This window comes from Burkholderia sp. Cy-637, from assembly GCF_011753175.1.
GTDB classification, from domain to species: Bacteria; Pseudomonadota; Gammaproteobacteria; order Burkholderiales; family Burkholderiaceae; genus Burkholderia; species Burkholderia gladioli.
Genome location: NZ_VWWC01000076.1, coordinates 19,678 through 33,509, shown reverse-complemented (window position 1 = coordinate 33,509; position 13,832 = coordinate 19,678). Strand labels below are relative to the sequence as shown.

At 68.0% G+C, this 13,832-nt stretch carries 11 protein-coding genes and 1 tRNA gene; 10 read left to right on the top strand and 2 right to left on the bottom strand.

Going from position 1 to position 13,832, the window contains the following annotated elements; genetic code table 11:
- The 5 genes from F3J10_RS19965 to F3J10_RS19945 all read left to right on the top strand — a co-directional run.
- Positions 1 to 941: DUF3418 domain-containing protein (locus tag F3J10_RS19965; RefSeq protein WP_167242827.1), on the top strand; the 941-nt coding region annotated here is incomplete at its 5' end.
- A gap of 100 nt (positions 942 to 1,041) precedes the next feature.
- Positions 1,042 to 2,040 carry a beta-propeller fold lactonase family protein gene (locus tag F3J10_RS19960; protein WP_025099836.1) on the top strand — a complete coding sequence of 333 codons (999 nt, stop codon included), beginning with the start codon at positions 1,042 to 1,044 and terminating at the stop codon, positions 2,038 to 2,040.
- A 19-nt stretch (positions 2,041 to 2,059) separates the two neighbouring features.
- Positions 2,060 to 3,061, top strand: a complete 1,002-nt coding sequence (locus F3J10_RS19955; RefSeq protein WP_025099837.1) for a sterol desaturase family protein — start codon at positions 2,060 to 2,062, stop codon at positions 3,059 to 3,061.
- A gap of 237 nt (positions 3,062 to 3,298) precedes the next feature.
- Positions 3,299 to 4,129 carry an EI24 domain-containing protein gene (locus tag F3J10_RS19950; RefSeq protein ID WP_025099838.1) on the top strand — a complete coding sequence of 277 codons (831 nt, stop codon included), beginning with the start codon at positions 3,299 to 3,301 and terminating at the stop codon, positions 4,127 to 4,129.
- Positions 4,126 to 4,938, top strand: coding sequence for a molybdopterin-binding protein (locus F3J10_RS19945; protein ID WP_025099839.1), 813 nt, complete (start codon positions 4,126 to 4,128; stop codon positions 4,936 to 4,938). The genes F3J10_RS19950 and F3J10_RS19945 overlap by 4 nt, the downstream gene beginning before the upstream one ends.
- Before the next feature lie 129 nt (positions 4,939 to 5,067).
- Here the strand turns inward: F3J10_RS19945 and F3J10_RS19940 are convergent, their stop codons facing one another.
- Positions 5,068 to 5,532: a rhodanese-like domain-containing protein gene (locus tag F3J10_RS19940; protein ID WP_167242826.1), complete on the bottom strand. Its 465-nt coding sequence runs from the start codon at positions 5,530 to 5,532 to the stop codon at positions 5,068 to 5,070.
- 417 nt (positions 5,533 to 5,949) lie between these two features.
- Between F3J10_RS19940 and glnA the strand changes: the two genes are divergently transcribed.
- The 4 genes from glnA (at position 5,950) to F3J10_RS19920 (ending at position 12,548) form a co-directional block, all read left to right on the top strand.
- The gene (gene glnA / locus F3J10_RS19935) at positions 5,950 to 7,365 is read left to right on the top strand and encodes a type I glutamate--ammonia ligase (RefSeq protein ID WP_013698767.1); all 1,416 of its coding nucleotides are present in this window, start codon (positions 5,950 to 5,952) and stop codon (positions 7,363 to 7,365) included.
- A 166-nt stretch (positions 7,366 to 7,531) separates the two neighbouring features.
- Entirely contained in the window at positions 7,532 to 8,674 is a 1,143-nt protein-coding gene (gene glnL, locus F3J10_RS19930; protein WP_025099840.1) for a nitrogen regulation protein NR(II), read from the top strand.
- A 39-nt stretch (positions 8,675 to 8,713) separates the two neighbouring features.
- Entirely contained in the window at positions 8,714 to 10,243 is a 1,530-nt protein-coding gene (gene ntrC, locus F3J10_RS19925; protein ID WP_167242825.1) for a nitrogen regulation protein NR(I), read from the top strand.
- A gap of 178 nt (positions 10,244 to 10,421) precedes the next feature.
- Positions 10,422 to 12,548 (top strand): prolyl oligopeptidase family serine peptidase, encoded by a 2,127-nt coding sequence (locus F3J10_RS19920; RefSeq protein WP_025099842.1) that lies wholly within the window; start codon positions 10,422 to 10,424, stop codon positions 12,546 to 12,548.
- A 162-nt stretch (positions 12,549 to 12,710) separates the two neighbouring features.
- On the opposite strand, the gene F3J10_RS19915 is transcribed toward F3J10_RS19920, so the two are convergent.
- A tRNA-Met gene (locus F3J10_RS19915) sits at positions 12,711 to 12,787 on the bottom strand.
- A gap of 192 nt (positions 12,788 to 12,979) precedes the next feature.
- Between F3J10_RS19915 and xth the strand changes: the two genes are divergently transcribed.
- Complete coding sequence (gene xth / locus F3J10_RS19910; RefSeq protein WP_025099843.1) at positions 12,980 to 13,756, top strand: exodeoxyribonuclease III; 777 nt, start codon at positions 12,980 to 12,982, stop codon at positions 13,754 to 13,756.
- Positions 13,757 to 13,832: the final 76 nt, after the last annotated feature.

The following is a 13,832-nucleotide window of genomic DNA, read 5'->3' as shown; positions in this document are numbered from 1 at the left end:
CCGCGCCGGCCACCGCCAAGGGCGCGGCCGGCGGCGCGGGCGAGGGCGGCCAAGGTGGGCAAGGCGCGCAGGGCGGCGGCGCGACCGCGCTCTACGAGAACCTCACCACCTGGAACTTCGGCAAGCTGCCCGAGCTGCTGGAAATCCGCCGGCGCGGCCAGACCCTGTTCGGCTACCCGGCCCTGGTCGATCGCGGCACGCATTGCGACGTCGAGGTGTTCGACTCGCCCGAGGAGGCGGCGCGCATCCACCGCGCCGGGCTGCGGCGCCTGTTCGCGCTGCAGTTGAAGGAGCCGATCAAGTACCTGGAGAAGAACCTGCCGGGCCTGCGCGAGATGGCGATGCAGTACATGACGCTGGGCTCGCAGGACGAGCTGCGCGACCAGTTGATCGATACGGCGCTCGACCGCGCCTGCCTGCAGGACCCGCTGCCGGTCGACGACGCGGGCTTCCACGCGCGCCGCGACGAGGGCCGCAGCCGCCTGAACCTGCTGGCGCAGGAGATCGCGCGGCTGGTCGGCCAGATCCTGGCCGAGTACGCCGGGCTCGGCAAGAAGCTGGCCCAGGCCAAGCCCTTCGCGGCCGCCCATGCCGACATGACGGCCCAGCTCGGCGCGCTGGTCGGCAAGCGCTTCGTGATCGACACGCCGTACCCGCAGCTCGCGCACTTCCCGCGCTACCTGAAGGGGATCGCGATGCGCATCGACAAGCTGAAGGCCGACGCGGCCCGCGACGCGCGCCAGTTGGCCGAGTTCGCGCCGCTCAACCAGCAGTACCAGCGGGCCCTGTCGCAGCGCGGCGGGGCGGCCGATGCGCGGCTCACCGAGTTCCGCTGGCTGCTCGAGGAATTACGCATCTCGCTGTTCGCGCAGGAACTTCGCACCCCGATGCCGGTCTCGGTCAAGCGGCTGCACAAGGTCTGGGAGTCGCTGCAGCGCTAGCGCAATTCCGGCTGCGCAGGCGAATTCGGGCGGGCGGCCGGTCAACCGGACGTCCGCTCGAACGTTCTACAATGACGGCTGTTTCTCGACGTGAGTCTCCATGCGCAATTTCCTGTCCCTCGGTCGCGCCGCCCTGCTGTTCGGCGCGCTGACCGTCGCCGCGGCGCCCGCCGCCTTTGCCAATAACGTGATCGTGCTGAATTCGGCCGAGGCGACCCTGTCGCTGATCGACCAGAACTCGCACCAGGTGGTCGGTACGCTGCCGACCGGCAAGGAACCGCATCACCTGATGGCGACGCCCGACAATTCCTCGCTGATCGTCGCCAATTCGGTCTCGAACAGCCTGATGTTCCTCGATCCGCGCACCGGCGCGCCGCAGCGCACCGTGGAAGGCATCGACGATCCCTACCAGCTCGGCTTCTCGCCCGACCGCAAGTGGTTCGTGGCGGCCGGCCTGCGCCTGGACCGCGTCGACATCTACGGCTACGACGGCCAGAACGTCCACCTGGTCAAGCGCGTGCCGCTGCAGGTGATGCCGAGCCACCTGGCCTTCACCCGGGACAGCCGCACCGTGCTGGTGTCGCTGCAGGTGTCGGGCGAGCTGGCCGCGATCGACCTGCCGACCCAGACGGTCAAGTGGAAGATGAAGGTCGGCAAGGTGCCGGCCGGCCTGTGGATGACGCCCGGCGACAAGTACGTGCTGGTCGGCATGACCGGCGCCGACTACGTGGCGGTGGTGGACTGGCGCAACCAGAAGGTGGTCAAGACCATCCCGACCGGCAAGGGCGCCCACAACTTCCGCTCGCTGGCCGACGGCACCCACGTGGCGGTGACCAATCGGGTCGCGAACACCATCAGCATCATCGACGAGAACACGCTCACCAACGTCGGCGACATCACCGGCCTGCTGCCCGGCCCCGACGACATGGAGCTATCGGCCGATCGCAAGACGCTGTGGGTGACCTTCCGCTTCGCCAAGAAGGTCGGCGTGATCGACCTGGCCAGCCGCCGCCTGATCCAGACGATCCCGGTCGGCCGCTCGCCGCACGGCATCTATTTCTACGATCGCGCGCCGGTGACGGCGCCCAACGGCGCCTGACGCCGGCCGGAGCACGCCGATGCTGCACATGATCGCCTCGATGCTCGATACCTTCGTGTCGAACCTGCAGACCTGGCTGTACGTCGATATCGTCCAGCCGCTGATGTTCAGGTTCGACCTGATGGACTACGACGAGGACACCTACGACGCGCTGTACTGGGTGATCGTCGGCGCGCTGCAGGTGGTGGCGATGTACCTGCTGCTGCGTCCGCTCGAGGCGCTGCGGCCGGCCGAGTCGTGGCAGCACCGCCGCGAGACGCGCGTCGACGTGCTCTACACGCTGATCGCCAAGCTCGGCATCTTCACGCTGTTCTTCTTCTTCGCGATGCAGCCCCTGTTCGACAACTTCCAGTCGTGGCTGCGGCTCAAGGGCGTCGCGAACCTCAATCTCGACACGCTGTGGCCCGGGGTGACCTCCCAGCCGCTGGTGGCCTTCCTGATCTACCTGGTGGTGCTCGATTTCGCCGGCTACTGGTACCACCGCTGGCAGCACCGCTTCGGCGTGTGGTGGGAGCTGCACGCGGTCCATCACAGCCAGCGGCAGATGTCGCTGTGGACCGACGACCGCAACCACCTGCTCGACGACCTGATCCAGGGCTGTTTCTTCGCCGCCATCGCGCTGGTGATCGGCGTGTCGCCCTCGCAGTTCGTGGTGCTCACGGCGCTCTCGAACTTCGTGCAGAGCGTGCAGCACACCAATGCGCGGCTGCCGTTCGGCTGGCTCGGCGAGCGCCTGCTGGTCAGCCCGGCCTTCCACCGGCGCCATCACGCGGTCGGCTACGGCCACGAAGGCACCGCCTACGGCTGCAATTTCGGCGTGCTGTTCCCTTGGTGGGACATGCTGTTCCGCACCGCCTCCTGGAACAAGACGCCCGAGCCCACCGGCATCCGCGAGCAATACCAGGGCGTGTCCTATGGCGACGGTTTCTGGTCCCAGCACTGGCTCGCGATGGTACGCATCGCGCGACGCCTGGCAGGCCGCAAGCCCGGCAAGCCGGGTGTCTCGGCCGGCACGGCCTGAGCGCCGCCGCCGGGCCTGCCCGACGACATACGACAGGATTGCCCCCGCTTGCCGAAACCGCCCGGTTCTCCCGAATCCGGGCGGTGTGCTTTTGGGCGCCCCGGTGGTTCATCGCGGGCTGGGCCCGCCGCTTCGGCATCCCCATCCCGGCCCGGGCGCATCGCGGTTTTGCCGGCCGGGCGCGACGTGGTTTATGCTTGGGGCCGCCCTGATCCATTTCTCCCCCTATCCGCCCGCATGACCGACCTGCTGCGCTCCTTCGGCCGGGCTCTCGCGAGTGCGCTGCACCCGCGGATGCTCTGGCTCACGTTCGTGCCGTTCATCGTCGCCGCGCTCGGCTGGGGCATCGTGCTCTGGTTCGCCTGGCAGCCGCTGGTGGGCCTCGCGCGCGCCGCGCTCGAGGGCTTCGCGCTGACCTCCTGGATCTACCATTTCTTCGCCTCGATCGGCGTGCCGCAACTGCATGCGGTGGTGGCGCCGTTCCTGGTGGTGGCGGTGGCGATTCCGCTGATCGTGCTGACCGTGCTGCTGCTGATCGCCGCCATCTCGACGCCGGTGGTGGTCGCCCACCTGTCGCGGCGCCAGTTCGCCTCGCTCGAGCAGCGGCGCGGCGGTACCTGGTACGGCAGCGCCTTCAATTCGCTGTGGGCCGCGCTGGCCAGCATCGTGGTGCTGGTCGTCACGCTGCCGCTGTGGCTGATCCCGCCGTTCTTCGCGCTGCTGCCGCCGCTGATCTGGGGCTGGCTGACCTATCGCGTGATGAGCTACGACGCGCTCGCCCAGCATGCCAGCGCCGAGGAGCGGCGCGCGCTGGTGCGCCGGCACCGCTGGCCGCTGCTGGGGATCGGCATCGCCAGCGGCCTGCTCGGCACGGTGCCGACCTTCATCTGGGTATCGTCGATCTGGACGATGGTGCTGTTCCCGTTCGTCGCGGCGGCGATGATCTGGGTCTATGCCTTCATCCTCGTCTTCTCGGCATTGTGGTTCGGTTTCTATTGCCTGCACGCGCTGCAGGACCTGCGAGCGGCCGCCGCCGCACCTTCCCAAGCATTGACGAGGCATCAATGAGCATCGGCATCATCATCATCGGCGACGAGATCCTGTCCGGTCGCCGTCAGGACAAGCATCTGGCGAAGATCATCGAGCTGCTCGGCGCGCGCGGCCTCGCGCTCGACTGGGCCGAGTACGTCGGCGATTCGCGCGAGCGCATCACGGCGGCGCTCAAGCGCGCCTTCGCGGCCGGCGACATCGTGTTCTCGACCGGCGGCATCGGCGCCACGCCCGACGATCACACGCGCCAATGCGCGGCGGCCGCGCTCGGCGTGCCGCTCGCGCTGCATCCCGAGGCGCGCGAGCTGATCGCGGAACGCATCCGCGAGATGCACGGCGACGCCGCCACGCCGGTCGATTTCGAGTCGCCGGAGAACCGCCACCGCTTCGAGATGGGCACCTTCCCGCAGGGCGCCGCCATCATCCCGAACGGCTACAACAAGATCCCGGGCTTTTCCTGCGGCGACGTGCATTTCGTGCCCGGCTTCCCGGTGATGGCCTGGCCGATGATGGAGTGGGTGCTCGATACCCGGTACCAGCACCTGCATCACGCGACGCCGTTTACCGAGCGCTCGGTGCTGGTGTTCGAGCTGCCGGAATCGACGCTGACGCCGCTGATGGAGCGCATCGAGCAGGATTTCGCCGGCGTGCGCGTGTTCAGCCTGCCCAGCGTGGGCGACGCGGAGCGCGGCGGCATCTATGCGCGCCGCCATATCGAGCTGGGCGTGAAGGGCGAACCGGAAGCGGTGGCGGCCGCCTTCGTGAAGCTGCGCGAGGGCGTGCATCATCTCGGCGGCGATATCGTCGAGCCCGACGCGGCGCGCTGAGCCGCGGCACCAACCGTTTTCCCTGCCTCGGCAGCGGGGCTTCCCCGCAAACGACACGGGCCGCAACTCGCGGCCCGTCATCGTGATGTCATCGCGCGGCCGGACGATGAGCCCGACCGCCTGCCACCTTCAAGCGCCGATCCAGGGCAGCTTGCGATAGCACCAGCCTTCGACCGTCTTCCGATGCCCTTGACCGTCCTTCGCGCCCTCGAAACCCTCGAGCACGTCGAACGCCTTCGTGTAGCCGGCCTGCGCGGCGGCCACCGCGGCCAGCTTCGAGCGCGCCGCGCTGCGGCACAGGAACAGCACCGGCGTGTCGGGCCCGGCCACCGCCTTCAACTGCTCGATGAAATCGGGATTCGGCACGCCGCCGGGATAGCGGGTCCATTCGATATGCGCGTACTGGCCGTCGCCGACCAGCGGGCGGCCGACCCAGTCGAGCTCGGCGCGGGTGCGCACGTCGACCAGGCGCACGGCCGGCTCCAGTTGCAGCAGTTCGAAGGCTTCGGCGGGCGGCAGGGCGCCGCCGTAGTTCAGCTTGCCTTCGACGCGGTGCGCGTCGGCGTGGGCATAGAGCTGTTCGAGCGTGGTCATGGCGAGACTCTCTGGTCGACTCAAACCGGCATTCTAGCGCGCGAGCCGCGCGGGCCGGGCGCCGGGCCGCGAGCGCGCGTCTGCCTGCCGGTGGCGCGCAAAATCACCAAGTCGGTGCAGAATCTACCCTTGGGGACGGATCGGCATTATTTTGGTGCGTTTCTCTCGTTTTTGCCTATATTTGGTGCATCGAATGCGCCGAGCCGAGCCGGCCAAGCCCCGAAAGCGCGCGGGCCGGCCCTGTCCCGGCGCGGTTCGCCGCCCGCCGCGCCGAACTGGCGCATGGGTGGCATGGAAGCTGCTTTAGTAGCTCCGGTCAAGTCGGCCCCCTTGCTGCGCTCCAGCACCGAAGCCGATTCATCCGCTTAACGGAGGCGGTCCCAGTCCGCCGGATTTGTTCAATCAGGAGAAGAGGTTATGAGTAAAACCGTCGCCGACGTCATGCAGCTCGTGAAGGACGAGGACGTCAAGTTTGTCGATTTCCGCTTCACGGACACGCGCGGCAAGGAACAGCACGTGTCGGTGCCGGTGTCGGCTTTCGACGAAGACAAGTTCGAAAGCGGCCATGCATTCGACGGTTCGTCGATCGCGGGCTGGAAGGGGATCGAAGCGTCGGACATGCTGCTCATGCCGGATCCGGCCGCCGCCTTCGTCGACCCGTTCTACGAAGAGTCGACCCTGGTGCTGACCTGCGACGTGGTCGAGCCGGCCGACGGCAAGGGCTATGAGCGCGACCCGCGCTCGCTGGCCAAGCGCGCCGAAGCCTACCTGAAGAGCACGGGCATCGGCGACACGGCCTTCTTCGGTCCGGAGCCGGAATTCTTCATTTTCGACTCGGTCCAGTGGAACACGGACATGTCGGGCACCTTCGTGAAGATCAATTCCGAGGAAGCCCCGTGGTCGTCGGGCAAGGACTTCGAAGGCGGCAACACGGGCCACCGCCCGGGCACCAAGGGCGGCTACTTCCCAGTCGCGCCGGTCGACACGTTCCAGGACATCCGTTCGGAAATGTGCCTGCTGCTCGAGCAGATCGGCATCCCGGTCGAAGTGCACCACCACGAAGTGGCGGGCCAGGGCCAGAACGAAATCGGCACGAAGTTCTCGACCCTGGTCGAGCGCGCCGACTGGACGCAATGGCTGAAGTACATCGTCCACAACGTCGCGCATTCCTACGGCAAGACGGCGACCTTCATGCCGAAGCCGGTGGTCGGCGACAACGGCTCGGGCATGCACGTGCACCAGTCGATCTGGAAGGACGGCCAGAACCTGTTCGCGGGCAACGGCTACGCCGGCCTGTCGGAAACGGCGCTGTTCTACATCGGCGGCATCATCAAGCACGCCCGTGCGCTGAACGCGATCACCAACCCGACGACGAACTCGTACAAGCGTCTGGTCCCGCACTTCGAGGCACCGGTCAAGCTGGCCTACTCGGCACGCAACCGCTCGGCATCGATCCGCATTCCGCACGTGTCGAACCCGAAGGGCCGTCGTATCGAGACGCGCTTCCCGGATCCGATGGCGAACCCGTACCTGTGCTTCTCGGCCCTGCTGATGGCAGGTCTGGACGGTATCCAGAACAAGATCCATCCGGGCGAGGCCGCCGACAAGAACCTGTACGACCTGCCGCCGGAAGAGGATGCGAAGATCCCGACCGTCTGCGCGGGCCTGGACCAGGCGCTCGAGGCACTCGACAAGGATCGCGAGTTCCTGACGCGCGGCGGCGTGTTCACCGATGCGATGATCGACGCGTACCTGGGCCTGAAGGAACAGGAACTCGCGAAGTTCCGCATGACCACGCACCCGGTCGAGTTCGAGATGTACTACTCGCTGTAAGCGTGGCGATGGCGCTTCGTCACGTCATCGAGCGAAGCGCCGTCCTGCCGTCCGGCTTCCGGGAGCGAAAGCTTCCCGGCAGCCGGACACACGCGAAGGGGACGGCGTTGGGCCGTCCCTTTTTCATTGCACCGTTTCACCAGTCATGAGCGGGCATCCACGCAAGATGGTTCTGAAGAATCTGATCAAGGCCAGGGCAGGGCAGCCGGAGCGGCTGTCGGACGACGAGAGGCTGTTGCGCTCGGGGCTGCTGAACGGGCTCGAGGCGCTGCCCACGGTGGTGCTGGTGCTCGATCGCCGCACGCTGCGGATCGCCTTCGCGAACCCGTCGGCCGAGGCGATGCTCGACATCTCGCGCCGCCAGCTCGCGCAGATGCCCTGGAGCGACCTGTTCCCCAACTCGACCGAGCTGGCGACCACCATCACCGCGATCGGCGAGGGCCGTTTCCAGGCCACCCATCTCGACACCGTGCTGGAGCGGCCGGGCCGCGAGGCGCTGCACGTGCATGCGATCGTCGGTTTCCTGGAGGGCGCGCCCGACTACGTGCTGGTCGAGCTGTTCGAGAACGAGCGGCAGTCGCGCACCGACCGCGAGGAGCGGATCCACGACCTGACCGCGGTCAACAAGCACCTGATCCGCAATCTCGCGCACGAGATCAAGAATCCGCTCGGCGGCATCCGCGGCGCGGCGCAACTGCTCGAGTTCGAGCTGTCCGAGCGCGAGCGCGGCGAGCTGCGCGAGTACACGCAGGTGATCATCAAGGAATCCGATCGGCTGCAGACGCTGGTTGACCGGCTGCTGGAGCCGCACCGGCATCCGCACATCGTCGGCGACGTCAACGTGCACGAGGTTTGCGAGCGCGTGCGCGCCGTGATGCTGGCCGAATTCCCGCGCGGGCTGACCATCGAGCGCGACTACGACGTCAGCGTGCCCGACCTGCGCGGCGACAAGGAGCAGCTGATCCAGGCGCTGCTCAATATCGTGCGCAACGCCGCCCAGGCGCTGCGCGAACGCATCGCCCAGGGCGATGCGCGCATCGAATTGCGCACCCGCGTGGCGCGCAAGATCACGATCGGCAAGAAACTGTTCAAGCTGGCACTGGACTTGCACGTGATCGACAACGGCCCCGGCATTCCCGAGGACATCCGCGACCGGATCTTCTATCCGCTGGTGTCGGGGCGAGAGGACGGCAGCGGCCTCGGCCTCACGCTCGCGCAGACCTTCGTGCAGCAGCACGATGGGATGATCGAGGTGGAAAGCCGGCCGGGGCGTACCGAATTTCAGATTTTGCTGCCGCTCGATCATTGAGCGGCAGTGCAGCGACTCACCGATCCATCTGACCGACCTATGAAGCCGATCTGGATAGTAGACGACGACCAATCGATTCGCTGGGTGCTCGAAAAGGCACTCGCGCGCGACAGCTTCGCGACCCGAAGCTTCTCGAACGTTCGTGAGGCGCTGGCCGCGCTCGACCATGAATCGCCGCAGGTGCTGGTATCCGACATCCGGATGCCGGGCGGTTCGGGCCTTGAGCTGCTGCAGGCGATGCACGAGCGCCTGCCGGGCCTGCCCGTCATCATCATGACCGCGTTCTCCGACCTCGACAGCGCGGTGGCCGCGTTCCAGGGCGGCGCCTTCGAGTACCTGGCCAAGCCCTTCGACGTCGACAAGGCGGTCGAGCTGATCCGGCGCGCGGTCGAGGAAAGCCTGCGCGGTGGCGTGCCCGACGACGACAAGCTCGCCGACGCGCCCGAGATGCTGGGCCAGGCGCCTGCCATGCAGGACATGTTCCGCGCCATCGGCCGGCTCTCGCATTCGGCCGCGACCGTGTTGATCACGGGCGAATCGGGCACCGGCAAGGAGCTGGTGGCGCGTGCGCTGCACCGCCATAGCCCGCGCGCGAACGGCCCCTTCATCGCGCTGAACACCGCGGCGATCCCGAAGGACCTGCTGGAGTCCGAACTGTTCGGCCACGAGCGCGGCGCCTTCACGGGCGCGCAGACTACGCGCCAGGGCCGTTTCGAGCAGGCCGAGAACGGCACGCTGTTCCTCGACGAAATCGGCGACATGCCCTTCGACCTGCAGACGCGCCTGCTGCGCGTGCTGTCGGACGGGCAGTTCTATCGCGTGGGCGGCCACAACCCGCTGCGCGCCAATGTGCGCGTGATCGCGGCGACCCACCAGAACCTCGAGTCGCGGGTGCGCCAGGGCCTGTTCCGCGAGGACTTGTATCACCGCCTCAACGTGATCCGGCTGCGGCTGCCGGCGCTGCGCGAGCGCAGCGAGGACATCCCGCTGCTCACGCGCCACTTCCTGCAGAAGAGCGCGCGCGATCTCGGCGTCGAGCCCAAGCGCGTCTCGGACGAGGCGCTCGCCTACCTGACCTCGCTGCCGTTCCCCGGCAACGTGCGGCAGTTGGAGAACCTCGCGAACTGGCTGACCGTGATGGCGCCGGCGCAGACCGTCGAGATCAAGGACCTGCCGCCCGACCTGGGCCCGGCGCAGGCCGCGCCCGGCGAGGGCGTGACGCCGGCCACGGCGGCGGTCAGCAGCGATGCGCTGCCGGCCGGCACGAATGGCGCGATGGGCGGCATGCCCGGCGGCATGCTGCCGGGCGCGCCGATCGCCAGCGGCGCGGTGGCCGCGCCCGTGTCCAGCCATCCGGTCTGGGAGCAAGGCCTGCGCACCGAGGTCGCGCGGCTGCTGCGCGAGAACTCGGCCGACGTGATGGACGAACTCGCGCGCCGCTTCGAGGCGGCCGTGATCCGCGAGGCGCTCGACTTCACGCGCGGCCGCAAGGTCGAGGCGGCCGAGCGGCTCGGCATCGGCCGCAACACCATCACGCGCAAGATCCAGGAACTGCACCTGGAGCCGTGATGCCGGACGGCAGACGCGTGGCGGCCTTCACCGGCTGCCGCGCGTTTGCCGTTTCGCGAGATGTCGCGGCCGGCATGCTCGATGCGTCGCCTTGCGTGGTCGCTCGCGGTTTTCCACGCTTTTCATCGCGTGCCGCGCGATCGGACATAATCGGGGTTTGCTCTCCAGCCGAACCACGATGTCCGATTCGTTCCACTGGCCCGACGGGCCGGATCCCTTCAAGTTCCTCGAATCGCTCGACAGCCGGCGCGCCCGCGCCTGGGTCGACGAGCAGAACGCGCGCACCCACGCCGCGCTGCGCCACGACGAAGCCTTCGACGCGCTCGCCGCGCGCCTGGCCAAGGCCTACCTGCCGCGCGAGCGGCCCGTGATCCCGGCGCGCTGGCGCGAGTGGGCCTACGACCTCTGGCAGGACGATCGCCATCCCAAGGGCCTGTGGCGCCGCGCGCGCTGGGACGACTGGCGCGCCGGCAAACCGGACTGGCAGGTGCTGCTCGACGTCGACGCGCTCGGCGCGCACGAGCGCGAATCCTGGGTGTTCGAGCACGACGCGATCCTCTATCCCGACGGCGATCGCGCGCTGTTGTCGCTGTCGCCGGGCGGCGCCGACGCGGTGGTGGTGCGCGAGTTCGACCTGGAGCGGCGCTGTTTCGTCGAGGACGGTTTCCGGATCGACGAACCCGGCAATCACACGGTCGACTGGATCGATCGCGATACCGTCTACGTGAGCTGGGAGCGCGACGAGGATTCGACTACCGAGGCCGGTTATCCCTACGAGGTGCGGCGCTGGACGCGCGGCACGGCGCTCGACGCGGCGCCCGTGGTGTTCCGCGGCGAGCCCGACGACATCAGCGCCGGCGCGGCCTTTGATCCGATCGAGCAGCGCCATACCGCCTGGCGCAGCGTCGACTTCTTCGACCTGCATACCTATCGGCTCGACGCGGCGGGCGAGTGGCGGCGCTACGAGGTGCCCGCGCACGTGGTGGTCGGCTTCTGGCACGGCTGGCTGGTGCTGGAACCGCGTCTCGACTGGGATTGCGAGGGCGTATTGCACACCGGCGGTTCGCTGCTGGCGATTCGCGAGGATGCCTTCCTGGCCGGCTCGCGCAGCTTCACCACGCTGTTCGCGCCGGGGCCCTCGACCTCGGCCTGCAGCTGGACCCACACGCGCCACACGCTGATCGCGAGCTGGCTCGACGACGTGCGCAATCGCACCTTGCTCTGGCAGCCGCAACAGCAGGAGGACGGCAGCTGGAGCTGGACTTCGCGGCCGTTCGCCTGGAGCGGCGAGGCCGAGATCGATCTCGAGCCGGTGGAGCCGACGCTGAATGACGAGGTGTTCGTCGACGTCGATACCTTTCTCGATCCGCCCGAATGCTGGCTCGCCGATCTTGCCGACCAGGCCGAGGATGCCGCCGCGCGCCGCGTGTTGCTCGACCGGCCGCCCGTGCAGTTCGAGGCGAGCGCCCTGGTGGTACGTCGCGCGGTGGCGCGCTCGCGCGACGGCACCGAAGTGCCGTACACGCTGATCGGGCCGCGCGATGCGCTCGACGGCGAGACCGACGCGCAAGGCGCGACGCGGCGCACCGCGCGCCCCTGCCTGTTGTCGGGCTACGGCGGCTTCGCGATTCCGAACCTGCCGGCCTACAGCGACGCGCTGGGCATCGCCTGGCTGGAGCGCGGCGGCGTGGCCGCCTTCGCGCATATCCGCGGCGGCGGCGAGTTCGGCTCGCGCTGGCACACCGATGCGCAGCGCGAGCATCGGCAGCGTTCCTTTGACGACTTCATCGCGGTGGCCGAGCACCTGATCGACAGCGGCGTGACCACGGCCGCGCAGCTCGGCATCGAGGGCGGCAGCAACGGCGGCCTGCTGGTGGCGGCCTGCATGGTGCAGCGGCCCGAGTTGTACGGCGCGGTGCTCTGCCAGGTGCCCTTGCTCGACATGCAGCGTTACCCGAAGCTGCACGCGGGCGCGGCCTGGCTCGACGAATACGGCGACCCCGACGATGCGCGGCAGGGCGCGGCGCTGGCCGCCTATTCGCCGTATCACCGCGTGCGCGCGGATCGCATGTATCCGCCCTTGCTGCTGAGCACCTCGACGCGCGACGATCGTGTGCATCCCGCCCATGCGCGCAAGATGGCCGCGCGCATGCAGTCGCTCGGTCACGAACAGGTCTGGTACTGGGAGAACACCGACGGCGGTCACGGCAGCGCCGACGACCTGGAGCGTGCCGAATCGGATGCGGCCGATTTCGGCTTCCTCTGGGCGCACCTGGGGCCGGCGCCGGCGAAGGCGGGAAGCTGATAGACGGTGAGAGAAGGGCGGCGAGGAAACTCGCCGCCTGTCGCGCGCGGGCTGCATGGAACGCGAACGCACGCGGAAAACAAAAAAACCGGCAACAAGGCCGGGTTCTTCGTCTGGCGAATCACGCAGCGGTCAACTGCGTGGCACATCGCCGGATGTGTTTGGTTGCGGGGGTAGGATTTGAACCTACGACCTTCGGGTTATGAGCCCGACGAGCTGCCAGACTGCTCCACCCCGCGTCAGAGAAAACAAAGTATAGGGGTATTACGCGTGTGTGTCAAACAATACCGAGAAAAAAATTTCACGCGCCCGGCGCGGACGGAACAATTCCTCTGCGCTGGTACACTCCCGTCGAGCCGGTCTGACCGCGCGGCAGCGCGGCCGGCCGGGCCATTCCGGCATCGCCCGGTACACCACGGACATTCGATTCGATGAAGATCGCCACCTGGAACGTCAACTCCCTGAACGTGCGCAAACAGCACGTGCTCGACTGGCTGGCCACCAGCCACGCCGACGTGCTCTGCCTGCAGGAGCTGAAGCTCACCGACGACAAATTCCCGAAGGCCGACCTCGAGGCGGCCGGCTATCGCAGCTGGTTCACGGGCCAGAAGACCTACAACGGCGTGGCGATCCTGGTGCGCGACACGCTCGGCGTGGACGAGACCGATGTCGTGAAGAACATTCCCGGCTTCGAGGATCCGCAGCAGCGCGTGATCGCGGCCACCGTCAACGGCCTGCGGATCGTCTCGGCCTATTTCCCGAACGGGCAGGCGCCGGATTCGGAGAAGTTCGTCTACAAGCTGCAATGGCTCGATGCGCTGCAGGCCTGGCTCAAGGACGAGCTGACGCGCCATCCGAAGCTCGCGCTGCTGGGCGACTACAACATCGCCCCCGAGGATCGCGACGTCCACGATCCGGCCAAGTGGGAAGGGCAGAACCTGGTGTCGCCGCAGGAGCGCGCGCATTTCGCGGCGCTGCTCGAGATGGGCTTCGTCGATGCTTTCCGGCGCTTCGAGCAGCCCGAGAAGACCTTCACCTGGTGGGATTACCGGATGATGGGCTTTCGCCGCAACGCGGGCCTGCGCATCGACCACATCCTGCTGTCGCCGGCGCTGGCCGGGACGCTGACGGCCTGCGAGGTCGATCGCGTGCCGCGCACCTGGGAGCAGCCTTCGGATCACACGCCGGTGATCGCGACCATCGAGTGAAGGCGGGCGCGCCGGCGGCAGCGACGCTCGCCTGACGTTCGCGCGAAGCATCGAGACGACGCGGCGGCCATCGTGC